The organism is Klebsiella sp. 141240, assembly GCF_050600805.1.
GTDB lineage: Bacteria > Pseudomonadota > Gammaproteobacteria > Enterobacterales > Enterobacteriaceae > Klebsiella > Klebsiella aerogenes.
This window is the reverse complement of the sequence record NZ_JAQIRK010000003.1, coordinates 333,071-357,306: the sequence shown is the minus strand read 5'-3', so window position 1 is coordinate 357,306 and position 24,236 is coordinate 333,071. Positions and strand designations below refer to the sequence as shown.

Annotated in this window: 23 protein-coding genes and 1 pseudogene; 9 read left to right on the top strand and 15 right to left on the bottom strand. The window is 53.1% G+C overall.

The genetic code is table 11. The features are described 5' to 3' along the window. Positions 1 to 23: 23 nt before the first annotated feature. Both zapE and PGQ95_RS07470 read right to left on the bottom strand, forming a co-directional pair. Positions 24 to 1,046 (bottom strand): cell division protein ZapE, encoded by a 1,023-nt coding sequence (gene zapE / locus PGQ95_RS07475; RefSeq protein WP_213316118.1) that lies wholly within the window; start codon positions 1,044 to 1,046, stop codon positions 24 to 26. Beyond that, a complete protein-coding gene (locus PGQ95_RS07470; RefSeq protein ID WP_087859612.1) occupies positions 1,030 to 1,638 on the bottom strand; it encodes a TetR/AcrR family transcriptional regulator in 609 nt (202 codons plus the stop codon). The genes zapE and PGQ95_RS07470 overlap by 17 nt, the downstream gene beginning before the upstream one ends. 167 nt (positions 1,639 to 1,805) lie before the next feature. On the opposite strand from PGQ95_RS07470, the gene PGQ95_RS07465 reads away from it, so the two are divergent. Next, positions 1,806 to 2,675 carry an arginase family protein gene (locus PGQ95_RS07465; RefSeq protein WP_087859611.1) on the top strand — a complete coding sequence of 290 codons (870 nt, stop codon included), beginning with the start codon at positions 1,806 to 1,808 and terminating at the stop codon, positions 2,673 to 2,675. 98 nt (positions 2,676 to 2,773) lie between these two features. Here the strand turns inward: PGQ95_RS07465 and mgtU are convergent, their stop codons facing one another. The 3 genes from mgtU to mgtA are packed head-to-tail and all read right to left on the bottom strand — an operon-like array spanning position 2,774 to position 5,717. After that, the gene (gene mgtU, locus PGQ95_RS07460) at positions 2,774 to 2,860 is read right to left on the bottom strand and encodes a magnesium transporter protection protein MgtU (protein WP_257880777.1); all 87 of its coding nucleotides are present in this window, start codon (positions 2,858 to 2,860) and stop codon (positions 2,774 to 2,776) included. A gap of 11 nt (positions 2,861 to 2,871) precedes the next feature. Then, entirely contained in the window at positions 2,872 to 2,964 is a 93-nt protein-coding gene (gene mgtR, locus PGQ95_RS07455) for a protein MgtR (RefSeq protein WP_020078726.1), read from the bottom strand. A gap of 20 nt (positions 2,965 to 2,984) precedes the next feature. After that, a complete protein-coding gene (gene mgtA, locus PGQ95_RS07450) occupies positions 2,985 to 5,717 on the bottom strand; it encodes a magnesium-translocating P-type ATPase (RefSeq protein ID WP_430917526.1) in 2,733 nt (910 codons plus the stop codon). A gap of 687 nt (positions 5,718 to 6,404) precedes the next feature. Between mgtA and PGQ95_RS07445 the strand changes: the two genes are divergently transcribed. Further along, on the top strand, positions 6,405 to 7,526 hold the full coding sequence (locus PGQ95_RS07445) for a polysaccharide pyruvyl transferase family protein (protein WP_113373328.1): 1,122 nt from the start codon (positions 6,405 to 6,407) through the stop codon (positions 7,524 to 7,526). Between the two features lie 39 nt (positions 7,527 to 7,565). On the opposite strand, the gene PGQ95_RS07440 is transcribed toward PGQ95_RS07445, so the two are convergent. Further along, a complete protein-coding gene (locus tag PGQ95_RS07440) occupies positions 7,566 to 8,084 on the bottom strand; it encodes an anti-virulence regulator CigR family protein (protein ID WP_087859608.1) in 519 nt (172 codons plus the stop codon). A gap of 272 nt (positions 8,085 to 8,356) precedes the next feature. On the opposite strand from PGQ95_RS07440, the gene PGQ95_RS07435 reads away from it, so the two are divergent. Then, entirely contained in the window at positions 8,357 to 9,763 is a 1,407-nt protein-coding gene (locus PGQ95_RS07435) for an MFS transporter (protein ID WP_430917524.1), read from the top strand. On the opposite strand, the gene PGQ95_RS07430 is transcribed toward PGQ95_RS07435, so the two are convergent. Beyond that, the gene (locus PGQ95_RS07430; protein WP_228302254.1) at positions 9,760 to 9,960 is read right to left on the bottom strand and encodes a hypothetical protein; all 201 of its coding nucleotides are present in this window, start codon (positions 9,958 to 9,960) and stop codon (positions 9,760 to 9,762) included. The genes PGQ95_RS07435 and PGQ95_RS07430 overlap by 4 nt on opposite strands. Between PGQ95_RS07430 and PGQ95_RS07425 the strand changes: the two are divergent. Beyond that, positions 9,893 to 10,520, top strand: a pseudogene (locus PGQ95_RS07425) (substrate binding domain-containing protein); the annotation flags it as partial. The gene PGQ95_RS07430 and the pseudogene PGQ95_RS07425 sit on opposite strands and share 68 nt — an antisense overlap. Here the strand turns inward: PGQ95_RS07425 and PGQ95_RS07420 are convergent. Then, positions 10,517 to 11,413, bottom strand: a complete 897-nt coding sequence (locus PGQ95_RS07420; protein ID WP_271032566.1) for a LysR family transcriptional regulator — start codon at positions 11,411 to 11,413, stop codon at positions 10,517 to 10,519. The pseudogene PGQ95_RS07425 and the gene PGQ95_RS07420 sit on opposite strands and share 4 nt — an antisense overlap. A gap of 161 nt (positions 11,414 to 11,574) precedes the next feature. After that, complete coding sequence (locus tag PGQ95_RS07415; protein ID WP_430917521.1) at positions 11,575 to 13,875, bottom strand: FdhF/YdeP family oxidoreductase; 2,301 nt, start codon at positions 13,873 to 13,875, stop codon at positions 11,575 to 11,577. 453 nt (positions 13,876 to 14,328) lie between these two features. On the opposite strand from PGQ95_RS07415, the gene PGQ95_RS07410 reads away from it, so the two are divergent. Genes PGQ95_RS07410 through PGQ95_RS07400 form a run of 3 tightly spaced genes read left to right on the top strand, consistent with a single transcriptional unit; the run spans position 14,329 to position 16,911 of the window. Then, a complete protein-coding gene (locus PGQ95_RS07410) occupies positions 14,329 to 15,738 on the top strand; it encodes a cytochrome ubiquinol oxidase subunit I (RefSeq protein ID WP_015366505.1) in 1,410 nt (469 codons plus the stop codon). A 1-nt stretch (position 15,739) separates the two neighbouring features. After that, a complete protein-coding gene (gene cydB, locus PGQ95_RS07405) occupies positions 15,740 to 16,750 on the top strand; it encodes a cytochrome d ubiquinol oxidase subunit II (RefSeq protein ID WP_015705494.1) in 1,011 nt (336 codons plus the stop codon). Next, entirely contained in the window at positions 16,750 to 16,911 is a 162-nt protein-coding gene (locus tag PGQ95_RS07400) for a DUF2474 domain-containing protein (protein ID WP_064568862.1), read from the top strand. Before cydB ends, PGQ95_RS07400 begins: the two co-directional genes overlap by 1 nt. A 38-nt stretch (positions 16,912 to 16,949) precedes the next feature. Here PGQ95_RS07400 and PGQ95_RS07395 read toward each other — a convergent pair whose 3' ends face one another. From PGQ95_RS07395 to PGQ95_RS07370, 6 genes are all read right to left on the bottom strand, one after another. Next, entirely contained in the window at positions 16,950 to 17,867 is a 918-nt protein-coding gene (locus tag PGQ95_RS07395; protein ID WP_113373325.1) for a bestrophin family protein, read from the bottom strand. Between the two features lie 458 nt (positions 17,868 to 18,325). Continuing rightward, a complete protein-coding gene (locus tag PGQ95_RS07390) occupies positions 18,326 to 19,270 on the bottom strand; it encodes a Dyp-type peroxidase (RefSeq protein WP_430917518.1) in 945 nt (314 codons plus the stop codon). Between the two features lie 70 nt (positions 19,271 to 19,340). Further along, complete coding sequence (locus PGQ95_RS07385; protein ID WP_430917516.1) at positions 19,341 to 20,267, bottom strand: cation diffusion facilitator family transporter; 927 nt, start codon at positions 20,265 to 20,267, stop codon at positions 19,341 to 19,343. Between the two features lie 166 nt (positions 20,268 to 20,433). Then, positions 20,434 to 21,303: an oxygenase MpaB family protein gene (locus tag PGQ95_RS07380; protein ID WP_430917513.1), complete on the bottom strand. Its 870-nt coding sequence runs from the start codon at positions 21,301 to 21,303 to the stop codon at positions 20,434 to 20,436. Between the two features lie 117 nt (positions 21,304 to 21,420). Then, a complete protein-coding gene (locus PGQ95_RS07375) occupies positions 21,421 to 21,852 on the bottom strand; it encodes an OsmC family protein (protein ID WP_015366497.1) in 432 nt (143 codons plus the stop codon). A gap of 44 nt (positions 21,853 to 21,896) precedes the next feature. Then, entirely contained in the window at positions 21,897 to 22,781 is an 885-nt protein-coding gene (locus tag PGQ95_RS07370) for a LysR family transcriptional regulator (RefSeq protein ID WP_430917510.1), read from the bottom strand. Positions 22,782 to 22,893: 112 nt separating this feature from the next. Here PGQ95_RS07370 and PGQ95_RS07365 point away from each other — a divergent pair, with 112 nt between their 5' ends. Beyond that, the gene (locus PGQ95_RS07365) at positions 22,894 to 23,745 is read left to right on the top strand and encodes a Vmh family MBL fold metallo-hydrolase (protein ID WP_087859600.1); all 852 of its coding nucleotides are present in this window, start codon (positions 22,894 to 22,896) and stop codon (positions 23,743 to 23,745) included. A gap of 174 nt (positions 23,746 to 23,919) precedes the next feature. After that, a complete protein-coding gene (gene sra, locus PGQ95_RS07360; protein WP_015366494.1) occupies positions 23,920 to 24,060 on the top strand; it encodes a stationary-phase-induced ribosome-associated protein in 141 nt (46 codons plus the stop codon). Positions 24,061 to 24,236 lie beyond the last annotated feature (176 nt).

Genomic DNA, 24,236 nt, shown 5'->3' with positions numbered 1-24,236 from the left:
CTCATTATCGAGAGGCGCTTTTTTTATGCTTCCCGCGCGAGCTGCTGTAACCGACTAAAGGTGCGTTGAATATCATCCAGCTCCACATCCGCCACCAGTGTTTCCAGCCCGCAATCGGTAATTAATATTAAGCGGCACTGCTTTTCATACAAGATATCCACCACGTTGATAAAACGCTGCTGCGCCGCAGGGCTAACTCGCCCCAACGGTGGAACATTCTCGACGAGCCAGTTCTTATGCTGCTCACATAGCGTCAGGTAATCCATGACCGAGGTAGGCGCAAGGCAGAGCTGGTCGAAAGTGAAATGTAAAAAAGCGCTGCCTTGCGATGCCGTTTGCAAGGTCCGGTAACCCACCTCCAGAGTCTGCGCCTGCTGGGCAATATCCGGCAATCCGAGCGCCGCGCGGGTGCTGAGAGTTGGCTGTTCCAGCAGCTTCCCCCGGCAGAAATCATTCTCCAGCGAGGTATGTCGCTCGCGATAATCCTGTTCGCCGTTTAGCGCCGTTACCCTCATATGGTGTTTAATGAGGTTAATGGAAGGCAAAAAGCGTTCGTGATAAAGCGGATTCGCCAGCAAACGGTCGGGCGGATAATTGGAAGTCGCTAATAAGACGATATTTCGCGCGAACAAATGCTCCAGTAGCACCTTTATCAACATCGCATCAGCCGGGTCATGAAGATGAAACTCATCAAAACAGAGCAGACGACAGTTGTCGGTCATTTGCGCGACGACTTGCGGCAATCGCGGCGCCGAAGGGGCGTTCAGCCGCTGATGGAGCTCGCGGAAAAAGTGATGAAAATGCACCCGCCGCTTTTCACGCAGCGGCAAGCTGGCAAAGAAACTATCGAGAATAAAGCTCTTCCCGCGCCCGGTTCGCCCCCAGACGTACAATCCTTGTATTGCCGTTTGCTGCCGGAATAACTGCTGGCTCAGCGTTTGCAAGTTGGCGACCAACGCGAGCTGGTCGGCATCAAGGGTGAGATTTTCTTTTGCCGCCCGTTGGGCCATCACGGCGCTAAAACAGAAATCAGCGTACTGTGGCATGCGATTCACTGGCGCTATTTTTATCGAGAATGGCCGCCATGACGTTGTCAAAATGCGGCAGATCCGTAGCCACGCTAAATGCGGGATTCATCGCTTTACGGCCAATCAGGCCATCGATGAACGCAAAGATGGTGAGCGTTGCTTCTTCGACGTTAACGTGTGGGCTGAGCTCGCCTGCGGCAATTCCTTGAGCAATAATCTGTGCCATTCCGTCGCGCATAACCCTGTCGCTTTTGACGAAAATCTGCCGCAGCGCCGGCTTTCTTGCCGATTCCGCAATAATTTCCACCCACAGCTGATGCGAAGAGGGATACCCCACTTCTTCTATACAGGAAACGGCTAAGGCGCAAATCTGCGCAAAATGGGAACCTTCGAAGCGCTCCTGATGCTTAGCTAATGCCGATTTTTGCTCTTCAAGGATAATCGCCTCAATGAGTTCATCTTTGCCTTTGAAGTAGGTGTACATCGCGCCGAGGCTAATACCTGCGCGCAGTGCAATTTCGCGCACGCTGGTTCCATTAAATCCTTTTTCGGCAAAGCACGCCGCCGCGGCGACAATCAGCTTATGGTACGTTTCTGAATTATTTAACATTTCAACTACCTCCGGCGATGGGCAATTCTACCTGCTTCAACCGCTTTTTGGCTAGCAACCTAATGTTAGGGTAAATAACCATTTTACTTGCCATCACCGACAGTGCGCTTCATTATAAATGAATGAACGTTCGTTCATTTACTATGATAAATATGAGGAGAACCATGATGCCAAATACCCAAGCCAGTCTGCGTTTACTTTTCCCGCAGTGGCAAGGCGGTAACAATCCGCCCTACTTTTTCGGTTCGCAGCTACTGGCCTGGCTGGCGCCCCCAGCGCAAGGCGTCGTTCTGGAAATCAGCGTACCTGAACCCACAGACGCTGAACTCGCAAATGAAGAAGGTATTGTCGGCCGCCGGGCGATCGTTGAACAGTTGCTTGAGGCACAAGACAAAATCACGCGAAATCAGCCAGAGACCATCGTCACCTTAGGGGGCGATTGCCTGGTCTCTCTGGCTCCTTTTGCCTGGCTTGCGGAAAAATATGGCGATAAATTGGGGGTGTTATGGATTGATTCTCACCCTGACGTCATGACGCCCCAGCAGTACCCACATGCCCATGCCCACGTTCTTGGGGCGTTAATGGGCAATGGCGACGTGGAACTAACCCAGGTGGTCAGAAAGCCATTATCGCCTGGCAAAGCCCTTATTGCCGGGATCCATAGCCCGCTGGATGTTGAAAGGCAGTTTATCAGCGAACACGGTATTACGACCTTGAGCCCGGCAGAACTACGCCAACATCCTCAAGCAATAGACGAGTGGATTGCGCGGGAAGGTATTGAGTACCTTGCCGTCCACCTCGATCTGGATGTCCTCGACCCGGCCCTGTTTCGCGCGGTGCTGTTTGCCCGACCGGGGCGCGGCGTACACGATTTTGGCGACGTCGCAGAAGGGAAACTAACAATTGACGAAGTGGTTAACCTTATCCACAAGGCCGCCGTGCAGGCCAAACCGGTGGGGCTCACCGTCGCCGAACACTTGCCCTGGGATGCCTTAAACCTGAAGAATATGCTCGAAGCTCTACCATTATTGAGCTAATCGTCGTGGGAAGTGTCGTTTGCCATGTTGCAGGCGCCAGAGCGAATACCGCAGGGACGTTACATCATGCCCGGAGCAATAATGCCCCGGGCCTTAAACTACCTAATCCAGACGGTGAGTAAGACTATCACCACCATCATCAACACAGCCTGGATAAAGATTGGGTCTAACGACGTTTTGCGCATAGTCCCCTCCGCTATTCAAAAATTTGCCGTATCGCCAGCGCCAGTACCAGCAAACCGGCCAGTAAAAACATCCAGGCGATGAGATCCTCCGGTGAACGATTCATCGTCATCCTCCTTTTTGTCATCAGAACCACTGGCCGAAGCGCTTGATATAGAAACGTTTCATACCCTGCGCCACCAGGCAGTAGCTCAGCAGCGTGGCAACCAACCACGGGAAATAACTTAGCGGCAGCGGCTCAAGCCCCACCATGGCGCCAAGCGGCGAGAATGGGATATAAATGCCGATGGCCATAATAGCGGCGGTGGTGAGCAATACAGGGAGCGTCGCGCGGCTTTGGATGAACGGTATTTTCTGCGTCCTCAACATATGCACCACCAGCGTCTGCGACAGCAGCCCTTCGATAAACCAGCCGGACTGGAACAGCGCCTGCGCCTCCACATGATTGGCGGCGAAGACGTACCACATCAGAGCAAAGGTGGTGATATCGAATATCGACGATGTGGGGCCAATCCACAGCATAAAGCGGCCAATGTTCTTCGCATCCCACTTGCGCGGTTTACGCAAAAACTCCTTATCCATTTTGTCCCACGGCAGCGACAGCTGTGAGATGTCGTACATCAGATTCTGGATCAGCAGATGAATAGCCAGCATCGGCAGGAACGGGATAAAGGCGCTGGCGACTAACACCGAAAACACGTTGCCGAAGTTGGAGCTGGCGGTCATGTTCAGGTATTTAATAATGTTGCCAAAGGTCTCACGTCCTTTAATAACGCCCTCTTCCAGCACCATCAGGTCTTTTTCCAGCAGAATAATATCCGATGACTCCTTCGCGATATCCGCCGCGCTATCGACGGAAATACCCACATCGGCATCGCGCAGCGCCGGGGCATCGTTAATGCCATCGCCCAGAAAACCAACGGTATGGCCATTTTTCTGTAGCATCTGCAGAATGCGCGACTTCTGCAGCGGCGTCAGTTTGGCGAACACCGCGCGTTTCTCCACCTCCTGCTGAAGCTGACGGTCAGTCATTGACTCAACCTGTTGGCCGGTGAGAATGTCGTGCGCATCAATACCCACTTCAAGACAAATCCGCGCCGTTACGACCGGGTTATCACCGGTAAGCACCTTAACCGCGACACCGTTATCACGCAGTGCGGTAATGGCTTTGCCCGCGCTTTCCTTCGGCGGGTCGAGGAACGTCAACATGCCTTCGACAGTGAGCCCCTGTTCGTCGGCGGCAGTGAGCGGTACGCTTATCGCGGCATCATCCAGCTTGCGGGTAGCGACCAGCAATACCCGGAAGCCCTGAGCGTTATAATCTTCGGTTTTCGTCAGCAGTAGTTCCCGGCGCAGCGCGTCCAGTTCAACGACCTTGTCGCCCTCACGGATATGGGTCGCGGCTTCGAGCATCTCTTCAACCGCCCCTTTGCAAATCAGGCTCTTATCGCCATAGCGGCTATCTTCCACCGAGACCGATACGCGGCGGCGAACAAAATCGAACGGCAGTTCATCGAGCTTCACAAAGCGCTCTTTTTCCGTCGGCGCCAGCCGTCCTTCTCCATAACGAAGCACGGCTCTATCCATCAGATTGCGCGCCCCGCTTTGGCTGCTGCTATTCAGCCACGCCAGCATTAATACCCGATTGCTTTCCGCGCCGCCGACGTCGAGATGATGCTCAAGGATGATATTATCCTGGGTCAGAGTGCCGGTTTTATCCGTACACAGCACATCCATTGCGCCGAAGTTTTGAATGGCATTGAGACGCTTAACGATCACTTTGCGTCGCGACATGGCGATCGCGCCCTTCGCCAGATTCGAACTGACGATCATGGGTAACATTTCCGGCGTTAAACCGACCGCCACCGCCAGGGCGAAAAGCGAGGCTTCCACCCAATCACCTTTACTGAAGCCGTTAATCAACAACACGATCGGTACCATGATCAGCATGAAGCGAATTAACAACCAGCTGACGCTATTCACGCCGCGATCGAATGCGGTCTGCGTACGGGTGCCGACGATCGATTTTGCCAGTGAGCCAAACCAGGTTCGGTCGCCGGTCGCCACCACTACCGCCTGCGCTCTACCGCTGGTAACGTTCGTCCCCATCAGACAGATATTACCCATCTCTAACAGACTGTTATTTTTATCCGGCGTCGGTAAACGATCGCTGCATTTACCCGACACGCTGGCCATGAGATCATATTTTTCTACCGGTAGTGATTCACCGCTAAGAATAGACTGACTGACAAAGAGGTCCCGTGATTCCAGCAGACGAACATCTGCCGGCACCAGATCGCCTGCGGCAAGAAATATAATATCTCCCGGCACCAGCTCTTCTATGGGTATTTCCTCCTGGCTGGGGCCAATATTGCCCGGCCCGCGGCGCAGTACCGTTGCGGTGGTACGGACCATGGATTTCAGCGCCTGCGCGGCTTTGTTGGTCCTGAACTCCTGCCAGAAGCGTAATAAACCGCTCAAACTTACCATCGTCAGGATAATAATGACGCCGGTAAGATCGGTCTCTTCACCGTTACGCAGCGGTAGCCAGTAATCGGTAATAAAACTGACCGCCGCCAGCGCCATCAGCACGTAAATAAACGGGTTATTAAATGCCTGCAGTAATTGAATAAAAAACGGCGGCGCGGTTTCTCGTGCCACTTCGTTACGGCCATAGTCTTCCAGCCGCTCCAGCGCATCGGCGGTCGTCAGCCCCTGCCGACTGCTATTTAAACGCGCCAGCGTGTGATCCGGGCTATTAAAGGCCTCCGTTTCAATCGCAAAGCACTTTTTATGCTGCTTATCATTTTCTGACGCAGACCGGTTGGTATTCCGGTTTTCTAATTTCATGTCAGTCATGATTCATCCCCAAATTTAGATGTGGTTGTCCCTGCATAAATAAATCATGCATAGCTAGATATTATTTTTTTCACACTCACCAATTCCGCGCAGTAAATATCCCTACGTAGTTTGCTAAACCGCAGTGAGATAGCCTTAAGGGCCTGTGTGAGCGTGTATTACCGCGTCAAAGGCGGAGGGAACAGCGCGTAGAAAAATAATAGCATGGTGAATTACCTCGCAAAAAAGCGAATTCCAGTTCTCAGGAGGCAATCAGGGGCGGGAAAGGATTGCTGCCTGCCGGTTGGCAAACAGCGCAGAGTAGATAGCGTCAGTTTGCCTTGATGTTTAAATAAGGGTGACTGTCCAACATATCTCTCCAGTGTAAAGTTGTGCTTAGTATAGACGTGACTAGCAAGGAGTAAAGTGCCGCAAGCCCGTCAGTGAGGTTTGGTTTAGATTCGAGTTCGTTCAAAGCCTCTCGTTGGAGGGGGCACAGCGCGCATTCAGCCGACGCCTCACGCGCCCGGCCGCCAGCATGCTGCAGTCATTGTGAACATTGTGCCACCCACATCACCAAATCAGACTACATACCTATACGATAAACATTATTTATATTAACATCTTAAATATTCGCATTATTTATTTATCTGTACGAAATACCATCATAATTTAAGCAAATTTACACAACTACATAAAGGAAACGGTATGAGCAAGAGAGTTTATTTGGTTTCATGTTCCGGAAGACCAAATTATGGCGATGAATTAATCACCGCCACCTGGCTATCTTTCCTTTATAAAAATTATCCACAGTATGAAGTTTGGCTTGATACCCCTGAACCGGGTAACGTGCAATCGTTGTTTATGAAATATCACCCAAATTTCAAAGCCATTAATACTCTGTGGAAAATATGCTGGCGTTCCGTCAACGATCTTAAGGATATAAATCATAAAACCGCCAGTCTTATTAAGGATTATGGTTCTCCTGATATTGACCTGAATATCGATATTTTACGCTCGGCTGATATTGTTCACATTCTCGGCGGCGGCTATATCAATGCCAACTGGAAGGAAAATTATGCCATCCTGTTCGCTTGCCAGGCGTTAAAACAGGTCTCTCATGCTAAAACGATTGCTACCGGCATCAGCATTTACCCGCACGAAGAGTTCCTTGCCGCTGAAATTTTTAACGATGCGATAACCTCTTTTGATTACTTTTCCGTTCGCGATCCTGCTACTGCCAGTCGATTTGCGGTTGAAAATACTCAGGACGATGTGTTCCTGGGTTATGACCTGGATGTGGTATACAAAAACGATAGCCCCGATCTGCCGGATATTTTATGCTGCATTCAGAATGAACTCTCTGAAGACGATATATTTCAAAAACTTGTTTCCCAGGTTGCCGATTACCTTCAGCAACAGCATCAATGCGGCAAGAAAATAGGTTATATAGAAGCTATTCCAGGCGCCGACAACACGGCATTTGTCGAACTGCAGAAGGCCATCCCTGATATTGAGTTTTATCCTTTCTCGCATGTCTGGCATGGAGGTATCCCGGTTCAGGCTGATGGGGAGATGATTAGTACCCGTTTTCATCACCATCTGGTAGGCGCTTGCCTTGGGATTAAAGGCACCGCACTTAATATTGATAGTGAATATTATAAGAACAAGCACGAATCGTTGAACCTGCTGGGCACCGGCTGGAATGTGCAATCGGCAGACACCCTTGCTGGTAATTTACACTCAACTATCAATGACGATTTTCAAGCGCAACTCAGTAATATTGCCTCTGCCAAGTCAATAAAGGCTTTGGCGCTGTATCAGGAATAACGACACTCCAGTCCCCCGGCAACGCCGGGGGCTTCAGGTTTAATCAAATACGCTATTAATAATCGCGGTGACCACAGCGGTACTCAGCGCAATCAGTACCAGATCGTCACCGACGACCCGCCACTCATAGCCAGGATAATAAGGTAATTGGTTGAGCATCGAGGCGGGCACCGCTTTTTTAGCGATGCCCGGAGGTAATGGTTTTCCTCGTGCAAGATTTTTCGCAATCCCCGGAGGCAGCGCCTGATAGCCGGTTAAACCATAGTTCACCGCCAGCGCGCGAGCAGTGGTATAGCTGATATCACTGTTGACGTGATCCGGTTTGCCGTAGTTCTTACGCTGTCCCTTGCCTGCGGCGTTATCGCTTTGGCTGGCGCTATGGCCATTGTTGCCTTTGTCTCCATGGTTGCCGTTATTACCACTATTACCATGGTTGCCGCTATTACCATGACCACCGTTGCCATTACCGTTTCCGGGATTAGCAAGCGCCGGTGCCGCGGCCATTGTTAGCGACAGCACCATAGCCAATGTCGCTTTCACTACCTGACGCTTTAACATGATCTTTTCCTTTAAATGCACAGAGTACACGCTGCAAATGTAGGTGATATTCGCCAACGATACCATTTCACTTATTCTGATTTCTATCGCCGGTCGTTTACTTCAATTCCGCCGTGACTCCAGGCAAAAAACCAGCATATTCGCCATCCATAAACGCATTAAGCATGATTTCTGACTGTTAAATCGTGATGCCGCTAACAATTAAAAATTTAAAACCATTAACAACCAATTAACATTAGCAGGCAAACATTTCTCCTGAGGAAAATAATAATATGTCTACCACCCAGGTTCTCGGCGAGGCCTCCTTTAGCCCGCCAGGACAACATCCCGACAGCTTAACCGCGCGTATCGACGCTTTGCCCTCTTCGCCCGGTCTTTGGTCTTTTATCACCCTGCTGGCATTAGGCGGTTTTTTCGAACTCTACGACCTGTTCCAGACCGGTTATATCAGCACTGGCCTGCTCGCCGAGAATATTTTTCATACCGGAAAAGACGGGGTATTCGGTATTGCCGATCAGGCAGCCTTCGCTTCCTCGACCTTTATGGGGTTGTTTATCGGCGCCAGTCTGCTCGCGCCGCTCGCTGACAGGCTCGGACGCCGCCTGACCTTTATGTTCGCGCTGGCATGGTATGGCATCTTTTCGCTGATTATGGCGCTACAAAATAGCGCTGAAGGGGTCATTTTCTTTCGTTTCCTGGTCGGGGTCGGCCTGGGGATTGAACTGGTAACAATTGATACTTATCTCAGCGAGTGGATGCCGACGCATTTACGTAATAAAGCCTTCGCCTACGCCTTCTTTATTCAGTTTCTCTCGGTCCCGACGGTCGCGCTGATGTCCTGGCTACTGGTGCCAATGACCATCCTCGGCCTGAGCGGCTGGCGTTGGGTGATTATTCTTGGCGCCCTGTGTTCATTGGTCATTTGGGTCATCCGTAAAAAGCTGCCGGAATCCGCCCGCTGGCTGGAAAGCAAAGGCCGCCACGATGACGCGCACCGGGTGATGTGTGAAATGGAACAGCGCTGCGGTTTATCGCCTTCCCGACGCCCTGCTACGTCGGCGGTAGCGGCGCCGCAGCGCGGTAATTTTAAAGAAATTTGGGCGCCGCATTACCGGCAACGTACCCTCATGTTAATGGTGATGAACTTTTTCCAGGCCATCGGCTTCTTTGGTTTCGGTAACTGGCTGCCCGCGCTGCTTTCCGGCCAGGGCGCCAGCATTACCCACAGCCTGCTGTACGCCTTCTTTATCACCCTTGCCTATCCGCTTGGTTGCCTGTTCTGCACTCGTTTTGTCCATCGTTTTGAAAACAAATGGCAAATTGTCCTGTCAGCGCTGATGACGGTGATCTTCGGCACACTGTTCGCTTTACAAAATAACCCAGTACTGCTGGTTATCTGCGGCTTTATGATCACCTGGTCTAATGCCTGGCTCACTATCAGCTATCACGCGTATCAGGCCGAAGTGTTCCCGACCCACATCCGCGCTCGGGCGGTAGGTTTTTGCTACTCCTTTAGCCGTCTGTCTACCGCGGTCACCAGTATTATGATTGGTGTGATCCTGCAATATGCCGGTACCCCGGGAGTAATTAGCTTTATCGTCGCCAGTATGTTGATGGTCATGTTGTCGGTAGGCGTGTTTGGGCCAAGAACCCGGGGAATTCGCCTGGAGAATATTTAAACCTCACTAACGCCGCCGGGCGCCCGTTCGGCGGCGTTGCGTACGAGTATTTTTTCTTGATAGCGCAGTAAACATGGCAGCAGCAAGGCGCTAACTCCGCTAAATGCAATCAAGCCAGTAGACGCCTGCCGACTCATCTCGCCATCGGCCAGCCACAGTGAGCAGAGCATAAAAGCAAGCGCGGTACTGAATGACATGAAACCTCCTTGCAGTCAACAGCAGGCCGATCCTGAAGGACTGTTGCGCTTATGTCTGCCCAACGAGATAGGACCGACGATTTTTGGCCCCTTGCTGGCGCAGTTCGCCATGCGTTATCCCAACATTGAAGTAAGCTGTGTGGTCAGCCTTGCCGGAGCCGACGCGCTTAAAGAGGATATTGACATTGCCGTCGCCATCGTTCGTGGCAAGATGGATGATGCCAGCTATATCGCCAGGCCGTTAGCGACATTTCCCTGCTGTGTTGTCGCAGCACCTTCTCTGTTAGAAAAATACGGCCAACCAGTACGTTGCGAGCAGCTTGCCTCGCTTCCCTGTATCACCACCGTCAGCGCGCTGAAGGGGCAAGCCTGGCAATTCATCACCGCACGGAACGTGTTTAAAAAAGTGAACGTCCAGGCCCACTTTCGGGTGAATAGCGGAGAGATCGCCCTTCATGCCGCCGTCGCTGGCGTGGGTTTCGCCATCCTTGCTGAACAGGCCTGCCGCCCGATCTCGCGTCTGGCTCGATTTCATGCAACAACATTTTGCCGCCGATTAAGTGTGCGGCGTTTCGCCAAAAATCATCTGCGCATCGGCGAAACATTTTTCCGCCAGCGACGACACCGGCTCCTGATTGCGCATGATGAGCGCAAGCGTGGAATCTACTTCGGTTTCCGCGATGGGAATAATCGCCAGATTGTCGCTCAGCGCTTCCAGGCCGTTATTGAGCGGCATGATGGCGCAACAGATCCCGGCCTGTACCGCCTGGATTATCTGAAATGTCGAATCGCTTTCAAAGACATATTTCGGCGTTAGCCCTTTGGCTTTGAAGCTCATTTCGATCGATTCACGATAATACATTCCCTTGGTAAGGAAACCGAGCGGTAGCCCCGCTAATGTCTCCCACTCGGGTATGCCTGCGTCAAACTGGAAATGGCGACTGTCATGCAGCAGGCCCATTCGCGTTTTCGGCAGCCAGGTGACGTTAAATAATTCGCTATCGACGTGGTGCAAATAGCAGATGCCAAGATCGAGCTGGTTACGGCTGACGCCGTCAATAATTTGCTCAGAGGTCATCGACAGCAGACTGAACTGCAGTTCTGGGTATTTTTCCGCCAGCGGTTTGATCAATTGCATCGGGTTCAGGCTGGCTAACGGCACCATGCCTACGCGTAACTGGCCCACCATCTGGCCGCGACAAATCGCCGCTTCAGCCGCCAGGCCGTCGTGCGCAGCCAGTAGCGCCCGCGCCCAGGCGAGGATGCGTTCCCCTTCAGGGGTGAAGCCTTCGAAGCGTTGGCCGCGCTGAATCAGCGTGAGATTAAGTTCGTCTTCCAGGTTGCGAATGCGCATTGAAAGCGTCGGTTGGGTGATATGGCAGGCCGCCGCGGCCTGGCCGAAATGGCGCGTCTGATCGAGCGCGATCAGATATTTCAGCTGTTTAATGTCCATCTTAACTTCCAGAATAGTGACGTCCGCTGGTCATTCGTGGACGCGATGCAGAACACAGCTGCGATAAGATATGTTATTTAAATGTTACTTGCGGTAGGGGCTTATTTCAAGATGCCATTTGCCAGTAGCCCGGTCTTAGGCCACTGGCAACATTCAGCAAATTAACGCAGACCGGGGACGGCGCGCACCTCTTTAGAACGCAGCGTCAGGCGGATAGGAACTGACTTGTACGACGGCGTTCCGCTCTCTTCATCGATGTAATCCAGCGGCACCAACACGTTGGCTTCCGGATAATAAGCGCCCACGGTGCCCGGCGCGATGCTATAAGCAACCACGGTGATATCCTCAAGGCGCAGGTCGCTATTCGGGAGCGCGGTGAAAATGTCGACACGGTCGCCATGCTCCAGCCCCTGCTCGGCCATATCCTGCTCATTCATAAACAGCACATCGCGGCGGCCAAACACCCCGCGATAGCGATCGTCCATCGCGTAAATCGTGGTGTTGTACTGATCGTGACTGCGCAGCGTAACCAGGCGCATCACGTCGTCGCCATCAACGCGGGTGTTCTCATGGACGCCTTTGAACACCGAGAACATCGCTTTGCCGGTCGGCGTCGGCCAGATCCGCTCGGTTGGCGGCAGCGGCATACGGAAACCGCCCGGATGACGAATACGTTCGTTATAATCCTCGAACCCGGGGATAGTCTGCTCGATGAGATCGCGGATGCGGTCGTAATCCGCCACCAGCGATAACCAGTCGATCTTACTGTTCGGCAGCGTCGCCGCCGCCATCCCGGCGACGATAGCCGGTTCCGAGCGCAGACGGTCAGAGGCCGGTTTCAGTTTGCCGGATGAGGCGTGGACCATCGACATCGAGTCTTCTACGGTGATTGACTGGCGTCCGCTCTCCTGCATATCGAGTTCGGTGCGGCCCAGACAAGGCAGAATAAAGGTCTCTTTGGCTGCCAGCAGATGCGAACGGTTCAGTTTGGTGCCGATGTGCACGCTAAGATCCAGCCCACGCATCGCCGGGAACGCCCGCTCATGATCCGGCATCGCCACCGCAAAATTACCGCCAAGGCAGATCAGCGCTTTCGCTTCACCGGCAACCATCGCCTGCAGGGCTTTTACCGCATCATGGCCATGTCCGCGCGGTGCGACAAAGCCGAACACGCTTTCAAGATTATTCAGAAAATCGGCACTCGGTTTTTCGGTAATACCAACGGTACGGTTGCCCTGAACGTTAGAGTGACCGCGCAGCGGGCAGATGCCGGCCCCCGGTTTGCCGATATTGCCGCGCATCAGCAGAAGGTCGGCGATCAATCGGACGTTAGAGGTGCCTTTGTTATGCTGGGTGATCCCCATGCCATAGGTCACGATAGTGGCGTTGGATTTGGCGTAGGCAACGGCAACGCGCTGCAGATCGTCACGAGTTAATCCGGACTCACGCTCAATTTCCGGCCAACTAGTCTGACGTAAATCTTCGGCAAAAGCGTCGAAGCCGAGGGTGTGCTCGTTAATAAACGTCTGGACCAGCACCTGGCCCTGGTCCGCTTCAATCTCCAGTAACGCCTTAGCGATCCCTTTCAGCGCCGCGGCATCGCCGCCCGCTCTCACCTGGAAATAGGTTGAGGCGATATTCGTCGAGCTGTAGGTCGCCATTTCAATAACGTTCTGTGGGTCGGCAAAACGTTCCAGTGCCCTTTCACGCAGCGGGTTAAAGACGATAATCGGCACACCGCGGCGAGACAGTTCATGCAACGTGCCCATCATGCGCGGATGGTTGGTTCCGGGGTTGTGACCGATGGAAATAACCAGTTCCGTTTTGTCAAAGTCGTCCAAAGACACCGTGCCTTTACCGATACCGATCGATTGTGGTAGACCGACGCTGGTCGCCTCGTGGCACATATTGGAGCAGTCCGGGAAATTATTGGTGCCGAACTCGCGGGCGTAAAGCTGGAACAGATATGCCGCTTCGTTAGAGGCGCGCCCGGAGGTATAGAACTCAACTTCATCGGGCTGCATGCCCTGTAATACTTCGCCAATGCGGGCAAACGCGCTTTCCCAGGAGACCGGACGCAGCGTGTCGCTTTCACGATCGTAAGACAAGGGATGGGTAATACGTCCGTAACCTTCCAGTTCAAAGTCGCTTTTCGCCAGCAGCGAGGTCACGGTATTGGCGGCGAGGAACTCTGGTGTCACGCGTTTGCTGGTGGCTTCCCAGGTAACCGCCTTCGCGCCGTTCTCACAAAACTGGAAGGTTGATTTATGTTCTTTATCCGGCCAGGCGCAGCCGGGGCAGTCAAAACCGTCAGGCTGGTTGGTACGCAGCAGCGTGACCGGGGCGTCAAGCGCGTCCATTTGCGTACGCACGGCGATGGCGGTCGCTTTTAACGCCCCCCATCCACCCGCTGGGCCATCATAGGGATGAACACCGGGGACAGCGCGTTTTTTCTTATTCATATGAACTCCTGAATACTCTCTTCAGCTAACGAATGTTATTAACAACATTGGTCACGGTTTTTTGCGGCGATGTTAAATAACCACAGTAATTAAGCGGGAAATACCACATTTCATTTTCCAATGAATAGCAAATGACAGGGTTAACTTGTTGTTTTTAATCTTTAACTAAATGTCTGGTTAAAATGAAATGAGCAATTTTATTCGTTAACTAAATAATAACATGTCATTTCGTGTTGTATAATAGATGTTATCTATCGGGTGTTAAATTTAACCTATTTGATAATTAAAGAATTAATTTTAAACTTTATTATCAAGGGCATTAACATATTTCAATGCCCGGCAACGCCGTAATTTAATTGTCATTAACAGGAGGCTTTGCGCAGGTAAAGCCGTATCCGCTATGCAGAAAATATTCCATAAATACAATGAAGTAATGTCGTACAGGGGTGAGCCATGTTCGGATTAGATGCCTTTTATTTAGCCCGGATACAGTTTGCATTTACTGTATCTTTCCACATCATTTTCCCCGCTATTACCATTGGTCTCGCCAGCTACCTTGCGGTACTGGAAGGCCTGTGGTTAAAAACAAAAGAGGATACCTACCGCCAGCTCTATCATTTCTGGTCAAAAATATTTGCCGTTAATTTTGGTATGGGCGTCGTTTCCGGCCTGGTGATGGCCTATCAGTTCGGCACCAACTGGAGCGGGTTCTCGCAGTTCGCCGGTAGTATTACCGGACCGCTATTGACCTATGAAGTCCTGACCGCCTTCTTCCTCGAAGCCGGCTTTCTTGGCGTCATGCTGTTCGGCTGGCATCGCGTCGGCCGCGGCCTGCACTTCTTCGCGACCTGTATGGTGGCGCTGGGCACGCTGTTTTCCACCTTCTGGATCCTCGCGTCCAATAGCTGGATGCATACGCCGCAGGGCTACATTATCGAGAATGGCATCGTGGTGCCGGTAGACTGGCTGAAGGTCGTTTTTAACCCTTCATTCCCGTATCGCCTGCTGCACATGTCCACCGCCGCCTTCCTTGCCAGCGCCTTTTTCGTCGGCGCTTCGGCGGCCTGGCATCTGCTGAAGGGCAATGACACGCCGGCAATCCGCAAGATGTTCTCGATGGCGCTGTGGATGGCGCTGATCGTCGCCCCCATTCAGGCGATGATTGGCGATGCGCACGGTCTGAATACGCTCGAACATCAACCGGCAAAAATCGCCGCGATTGAAGGACACTGGGAGAATAAACCGGGTGAGGCCACGCCATTAGTGCTGTTTGGTCTGCCGGATATGGATGAGGAGCGCACCAAATATAAAATTGAGGTTCCCTATCTTGGCAGCATCATCCTGACCCATAGCCTCGATAAACAGGTTCCAGCCTTAAAAAGTTTCCCGAAAGAAGACCGACCAAATTCCACCATTATCTTCTGGTCGTTCAGGGTGATGGCCGGGCTCGGTATGTTAATGGTACTGCTCGGCGTGGTCAGCGCCTGGCTGCGCTGGCGTGGCCGGCTTTACACGTCAAAACCGTTCCTGCGTTTTGCCCTGTTGATGGGCCCTTCCGGGCTGGTCGCGCTACTGGCAGGCTGGTTTACTACTGAGATTGGCCGTCAGCCGTGGGTAGTCTATGGCGTTCAGCGCACCCGGGATGCGGTCTCCGCCCATGGCGATCTGCATATGTCCCTCAGCCTGCTGGCCTTTATCGTGGTCTACGCCTCGGTGTTTGGCGTCGGCTACGTGTATCTGATTCGCCTGATAAAGAAAGGGCCGGAAAGTGCGCACACGCCGGAAGACCCGACTCAGAACCAAACCCCTGCCCGCCCGCTGTCCGCAGTGCGCGAACCTATGAATACCTCAGGGAGAAAATAATATGGGTATCGACCTGTCAATTATCTGGTTCACGATCATCGTTTTTGCCACCTTGATGTATATCGTGATGGACGGTTTCGATCTCGGGATCGGCATTCTGTTCCCGTTTAATAAAAATGAAACCGACCGCGACATGATGATGAATAGCGTCGCGCCGGTGTGGGACGGCAACGAAACCTGGATGGTGCTGGGCGGCGCGGCGCTGTATGGCGCGTTTCCGCTGGCCTACGCGGTGATCATCGATGCGCTCAGCATCCCGTTAACCGCTATGTTACTGGGGCTGATTTTCCGCGGCGTAGCGTTTGAGTTCCGCTTTAAGGCGACGCCGGAACATCGTCCGTTGTGGGATAAAGCGTTTATCGGCGGTTCGCTATTGGCGACGTTTAGTCAGGGGATCGCCGTTGGCACCCTGCTCAACGGCCTCAGCGTCACGGGTCGTGAATTTAGCGGCTCAACCCTCGACTGGCTGGCGCCCTTCCCGCTGTTTTGCGGCGTCGGGCTGGTGATTGCCTACGCGCTGTTGGGCTGTACCTGGCTGATAATGAAAACCGAAGGCGCTCTGCATCGCAAAATGTCCGAGCTGGCGATCCCGCTGACGCTGGCGTTGCTGGCAGTGGTCGCCATTATCAGCATCTGGACGCCGCTGACTCACCCGGAAATCGCTCACCGCTGGTTTACGTTCCCCAATATCATCTGGTTTATGCCGGTGCCGTTGTTGGTGCTGGTTTGCTGCTGGGGGATTGTCCGTAGCGCCTACAATCGTCAGGCCAGCTATGGGCCGTTTTTACTCACCCTGGCGCTGGTGTTCCTCGGGTTCAGCGGCCTTGGGATCAGCATCTGGCCGAATATTATTCCACCGGCAATCTCTATCTGGCAGGCCGCTTCACCGCCGCAGAGCCAGGGCTTTATGCTGGTCGGCGGGCTGCTGATCATTCCGGTTATTTTGATGTACACCTGCTGGAGCTACTACGTGTTCCGCGGCAAAATCAAACCCGATGAGGGGTATCATTGATGGCGACTCAATCTGATAAAACGTTAACGACGCATCATCGTCCGTTCTGGCACAAACTGATGTGGCTGGTGATTATCTGGGGGGCCAGCGTGCTGGCGCTCGGCGTGGTCGCCACCTTCTTTAAGTTATTGATGACGGCGGCAGGAATGCGCACTCACTAATACTCAACGCCGGACGGGCTGACCCGCCCGGCGTTTTTTTATGTAAGGTTGTAATAACGGTCAGGCTGCATTTTTTCCGGCAACGGATGTTGCCCGGTCATATCCATCAAATTACGTTCAATGGTATTGCACATTGCATTGAGCGGTAGATCGTTTGCCGAAGTGCCAAACGGATCCTCCAGCTCTTCCGCCAGGGAATCCCATGACAGGAAGGTGTAGGATATAAATACCGAAACAAACGGCGTCATATAATGCAAATCGCCCACCAGCGCGAACGGCAGCAACGTACAAAAAAGATACACCGTGCGCTGTAAAATCAAGGTGTAAGCAAACGGCACCGGCGTACTCGCCAGACGCTCGCAGCCGCCCAGGACATGGGCTAACTCGTCGAGTTTATTATCCATCAAGCCGTAGGTAATATCGCTGAGCATACCCTGCTCGCGCAGCTTCCCTAACTCATTACCAATCAATAATAAAATTCGGTTAGTCGGCATTGAGCTGGCGAGAATTTCCGCCACTTTCTCTTTCGGCAACAGGCGATACAGGTCGACCGCCGGGTCGGTTTTACGCAACTGATGCTTAAGGCTCCAGCTGAACGCCACCAGGTAACTGACTAACGTTTTATGCGTTTCCGCCTCGGCTGGAAGGATATTTTTCAGCTGCCGCACCAGCGTTCGTTCGGCAATCAGCACGGTTCCCCATAAATTACGCGCCTCAACGAAGCGGCTGTAGCTCGCGCTATTACGAAAGCCGAGAAAAATCGCAATCGCGATCCCCAACAGGCTAAATGGCGCAACGGTTAAGTGAATGCCAAGTTGTTCATACCATTGATAGCTGATGATGGCGATGACCGACATCAGGACGTTCAATAGCAGGCGGAAAACAATTTTTGACAGCACGGAACCGTGCCAGTCAAACAGACGAAAAAACCAGTGTTGTTCTGGCCGGATGATCATTGTATTACTTCCTGAAGACCCAATGATGCTCAGTACATACCCTAATGAAAAATGATGGGTATATACCCGTCATACTTCAAGTTGCATGTGCGTTGGCAATAACTCGGCCCATCCCTGGGCCTCGCCCTTACGGGCGCAGTGAACTGCGTTCAAATTCGTTCCTGACGAATTTGTCCTCGCTCACCCCAGTCACTTACTGGAGTAAGCTCCTGGGGATTCCCTGCGTCGCCGCCTTCCTGCAACTCGAATTATTTAGGGTATAGATATTATCTATTAAGCCATTGGTTAATTTTATTGTACACAAACACGACATCGCGTTGATAACCGCCATTAATTAGCGATGAATTAATGGTGGTTTAATTATGGGCTGTTTTTATTTTTCACGCAATATTCGGCCTGCAAAGCAGGCCGGAGAAATAAACCATCAGCGGCTGCGTAATGGCGGATATTATGCAGGGTTATTCAGCCTGACGACTGGATAATTCTTCAAGTAGCGTCGCAGAAGGTACAAAGAACAGACTGCCGGTAACCGGGCGGCTATAATCGAGCAGTCGATCGTAATTACCGACTGGGCGACCGACAAACATGTTTTCCAGCATCTGTTCGATGGGCGCCGGGCTGCGCGCATAACCGATAAAATAGGTACCAAACTCGCCCATGCCGGGTTTGCCGAACGGCATGTTGTCGCGCAGGATTTTAATCTCCTCGCCGTTCTCTTCAAGGGTGGTGAGCGAACTGTGCGAACAGCTTGGTTTGACGTCGGCATCCAGTTCGATGTTGGTCATTTTTTTACGCCCGATAATACGCTCCTGCTGCTCGACGGTTAACGCATTCCAGCCCGCCATATCGTGCAGATATTTCTGCACAATCACGTAGCTACCACCGGCGAAATCCGGGTCTTCATCGCCGATAATGGTGAAATCCGCCGCCGCGCGCCCCTGCGGGTTTTCGCTACCGTCAACGAAACCGATCATCGCCCGACGGTCGAAATAGCGGAAGCCGTGCACTTCATCGACAACCGTTACGGCATCCCCCAACTTGTCCATCAACTGCGTCGCCAGTTCGAAGCTAAGCCCCATATCATCGGAACGGATATGCAGCAGCAGATCGCCCGGCGTAGAGACCGCCACGCGCTCTCCGCTGCCCACGCGGCGAAAAGGATGCAGCTGCTGCGGGGTGGGCTGGCCAAACAACTGCGGCCAGATTTCAGCGCCAAATCCGCAGATGCAGGAAATCCCCGCCTCCGGCATGCGGGTACCAACGGAACGCACCACCGCGGCGAAATCATCGCACCAGTCGCGCACGCGGCTCAGGCTCTCTGCGCTGCGCGCTACGGTCGCGACGATAAATATCGCCGTTCGCGGCAGGGGTAAAGTAATCGCCTGAGGTTCGTTAATTTTCATATCATCCTCTGTTATTGCCAATTAACGGCAAGGTAGCGTTGGCTCCTGCAGGCAGGAGTCGAAATGTTGTTTACGCGTGAACCGGTTCGCCGCAGGGCGCTTCGTATGGATCAATGTGAATCATCACCTGTAGCACCTCATGGCGCGCGAGCACATTTTCCCGCACCGCCAGCGCGATAGCATGGCCTGCGCGAACCGACAGCTCGCCCGGAACTTCTATATGGACATCGACGAGGATCAGGTCGCCCGCCTTACGAGTTTTTAGATCATGCAGACCCACTACGCCGCCGGTTGCGGCGATGGTGTCGCGTATCGCATTCTGAGTTTGCGCGTCGACCGAGCGATCCATTAAATCATGTAAAGCATCGCCGGCAAAAGTGTAACCCATTCGGGAAATCAATACCCCTACTAACAATGCCGCTACAGGATCCAACCAGACCATCCCCGCGAGATTGCCAACGATCCCCACCGCCACCACTACCGACGATGCTGCATCCGAGCGCGCATGCCAGGCGTTCGCAATTAATAATGACGATTGAATGCGCTTTGCTACCGCCAGCATGTAACGGAACAGCGTCTCTTTTGCGATCAGCGCCGTCAGGGCCACCCAAAGTGCCGTAATATGCACGGATTGAATGGTTTCCGGATGGAGTAGTTTATCCACCGCCGACCACAACATGCCCACGCCGACAACCATTAAAATCGCGCCCAATATCAGCGACGCGCCATTTTCGTAGCGCCAGTGGCCATAATGATGATCGCTGTCGGAAGGTTTACGGCTTTTCTTATTGGCAATCAGAACTACAAAATCAGCAATTAAATCGGAAAGAGAGTGGATGCCATCGGCAATAAGCCCTTGCGACCCTGAAAACAGGCCGGCGATAATTTGCCCGGTCGATAAAAACAGATTAACGACTACGCTGACCAGGGTGCTTTTTCGCGCAGCCTGTGAACGCTGATGATATTTATTATCACTCTGCTGTTTTTTATTTTCCATCATCCCTCCCGAATAAAGTGTGGATGATAGCCTGATATGAATCAGCGATATTCAATATTAATAGCTTGTTGATAATAAATTTAAAATAAATAGCCTGAGTTATAATATATAAATGCGAATGATTGCGCTTTAAAAATAGCCGACATTGAGCGGCTATTTTTTATTTTTATGACGTTGCCATTCGACGCATAGCGCAATGATAAGCCCCATTGCGCACCGAAGCGCGGAGCACCCGCGCCACGCCATTGACCGCCACTCTGGCGGTTCGCCGCTGCAACGGATTGATGGGGATCGCCAGCATCTGCTGCGCCCAATCGGGGAGCAGATCGATTCCGGCGACCATCATCCAGCGTCCTACCGGCTGGCTTAGCCGGCCCGGCAGACGGGTGGTGAGCAGCACCTGCGCCACCTCCCGCGTTCGTTCATCACAACGTAACTGAGGGCGCATATCCTGCAAATACTCCGCCACCTGACGTGGCGTTTCGGGGATGTCTTCGGCGCCAAGTCGCCGGGCGACTTCCGCCGCTTCGCGGTAGTATTGCTCCTGCCGCGCGGCAGTGACGATGGTGCGCTTATAACGCAGATGAGAGGCCATAAAGCTGCTGCATTCGGCCACGTGAACCCAGGTTAAGAGCGCCGGATCGCTGGCGTGATAGGGTGTGCCGTCCGGCGCAACGCCGCTGATGCGCTGATGGATCCCCTGCACTTTAGCGATTAATCTTTCGGCATCCGCGGTAGCGCCAAACGTGGTGGCTGAGATAAATTGACTGGTGCGGCGCAGACGGCCAAAGATATCTTCACGAAAACGCGAATGATCCCACACACCGGCCAGCGCCAGCGGATGCAGCATCTGTAACAGTAGCGCGCTAATGCCGCCGCAGAGCATTGAGGTAAAGTCGCCGTGTACCTGCCAGATAGCCGACCGCGGGCCAAATAAGCCCGGCTCGCCCTTCGGGTTTTCAAAATCAATCTCTTTTAACGCCATCCCGGTTAAACCCAGGACCTGTGATTCAATCATGCCGCGTATGCTGGTCATTGCGTTATCCGTCGCTATCCGTAACGCCACCAACATATCACCATTCGCGGCGGCAGGCATTTGCCGACGGTGACTTTAAACGGCAACGCGCCCGCGCTACCGCGGGCGCGCCACGGATTAAGCGTTGAGCTGATAATCGAGGGAGATGTCGGCCTTCAGCACCTGCGAAACCGGGCAGCCAGCTTTGGCTTTTTGGATAATCGGATCAAAGGCGGCTTTATCGATACCCGGCAGGACAATATTGCTCTGCAGCGCGATCTTCGTGATGGCGAAGCCACCGCCGCTCTTATCCAGCGTGACCACCGCAACGGTATCGATAGAGGTCGCCGTATAGCCCTCTTCGCTGAGCATTAATGACAGCGCCATTGAGAAGCAGGCGGCATGGGCCGCGCCGATAAGCTCTTCCGGGTTAGTCCCTTTAACGCCTTCAAAGCGGGTATTAAAACCATAAGGTTGTTGGTTCAGCGCACCGCTTTCCGTCGAGACGGTGCCTTTACCGCTTTTCAAATCCCCTTCCCAATGCGCCTGACCTTTCTTATGAATTGCCATCGTTTCACTCCTTTTTGACGTTAAAGGAGTAAGTATAGACAGCTCTAGCTGACCTGGGACAACTGTTGCTGAATGGCCTCCAGAAACAGCGGCAGCGCGCTGGGCTGATAATCTCGTGACAGATAGATACCATAGACGGCCAGGGATTTTGGCGTATAGCCAGGCAGCACCTGTTTTAGCGCGCCGCTGTTAAGCGCGCGCCGGGCTTCCAGTTCCGGCAGCATGGCGATGCCGCACCCCGCCACCGCCGCTTCCATCAGCAGAGAGGAGATCCCGGCGCTCAGGTTGCCGGAGACGGCCACCGACACGGGTTCGCCCTGCGGATCGGTAAACTGCCATGTTGGGGTGGCGAAATGGCTATAGTGCAAACAGTTATGTTGACTGAGCTCCTCCGGCGAATTTATCTGGCCATGCTGCTTTAGCCATCGCGGCGATGCGCAGAGTACCGATCGGCAAATGCCGAGCCGCCGGGCTATTGCCCCCGGCTCCGGATTATCGGTGATCCGGATGGCGACATCGATACGCTCGCCAATCAGGCTCACCGGATGGTTGTTGATATCCAGTTCGAGACGCAGTTGGGGGTAACGGGCCAAAAATTCCGGTAGCAGCGGTGAGAGCAACTGCATGGCGGTAAAGTGCGCGCAGGCGACCCGCAACGTGCCGCTCGGCACCGCGCGTTCCGTCTGCCCCGCTATCTCATCCGCCAATTGCGTGAGGCTACGCGTTTTCTGCAATACCTTTTCACCTGCGCTGGTTAAGGTCAGTTTGCGCGTCGAACGATGAATGAGCCGGGTACCGGCCCAATGTTCCATCTGCTCCAGATAGCGACTCACCATCGGCCGCGACATTCCAAGCGCCCTGGCAGCCGCGCTCAAACTGCCCAGCTCGCATATCCGCATGTATACCTGGGCGGCGATAACTCGATCCATATCCGTATCCATCTGCACGTTTTATGAAACTCAGCATCTCTTTTTTCAGGAATTTTCGCAAATCGAGAATGACGTAAAATAAACCTATTCACCTGAAAGAGAGAAAACCAACATGAAAGTATCTGCCCTGGCTATCGCCACCGCCCTGTTCAGCACCACCGCTTTTGCCGCGCCGTTGACCCTGCAAACCTACAACCCGCAGGAGAACGCGATTTTCGCGGTGAACTCCACGCTGGCCTCCGGCCCGCACGAGGCGGTATTGTTTGACGCCCAGTTCAGCGTTAAAGATGGCGAAAAGCTGGTTGAGATGATCAACAAAAGCGGTAAGAAGCTCACGCACATTGTGATCACCTCTGGCGATCCGGATTTCTATTTTGGCCTTGAGCCGCTGGTGAAAGCCTTCCCGCAGGCCAAAGTGGTAGCGACCCCTCAAGTGGTTAAGCATATTGAAGAGACCAAAGCGGCGAAGCTGGCATACTGGGGCCCGCAGATGAAAGACGGCGCGCCGAAGCAGGTCTATGTTCCGCAGGTATTAGCCGCAGATAGCTTCACCATCGACGGCGAGAAAGTGGAAATTCGTCAGCCGCAGAACTACGGCGCATTCGTCTGGATCCCGGCGAATAAAGCGATTCTTGGCGGCACCGGCATCGCCTGGGGCATGCACGTCTGGACCGCCGATACCCAAAGCGCGGCGAGCCGTCAGCAGTGGCGCCAGACCCTTAACGATATGGCTGCGCTGCATCCGCAACAGGTGATCCCGGGCCACTACCTCGGCACGCCGCCGGCGGGCGACAAGGCTATCGTCTTCACCCGCGACTACCTGGAGAAATTCGAGCAGGCGCTGAAAGCGCATAAAGATTCCGCCAGCGTCATTAAAGCCATGCAGGCGCAGTATCCGGGTCTCGCTGAAGAAAGTTCGCTGGAGCTGAGCGCGAAAGTGAACACCGGCGAAATGAAGTGGTAATCGCCCGCGCCTGAATCGAGAACGCTCTTAATCTACCGACGCAAGGTTGCTATTCGCAAAAAAATGGACCACGATAATCCCGTCGCGTTAAAAAGCGCGGCGTACTTAGGGTTACGTTTCGTCCGGCCTGCGTCGGGCTTGTCCTTGAAACCAGAACAGGATTAAGGAGTAAGAATGAAATCGAACCATCAGGCACGTCATCTTCTCGGTCTGAACTACAAGCTTTCCCGCCAGAAAAAAGTGGTGCTGGAAGGCGACGAAGAAACTACCGTTAACCATATCCATGCTACAGGCCGCAAACGCCGCGGTGGTTAATTTTTCAGCTGAGTGATGATAAAAACACCATCCGCTAAACAGGATGGTGTTTTTTTAAGACAATCCCACGCTTCGCATCCTTCTTTTGTTACCATCTGCTCTATACTCTGCCCGCTGCATTTCCTGCCAGCCCGATCGCTTATCGCCGCGCCCGGGTCTGAAGTGAACATCAAGGA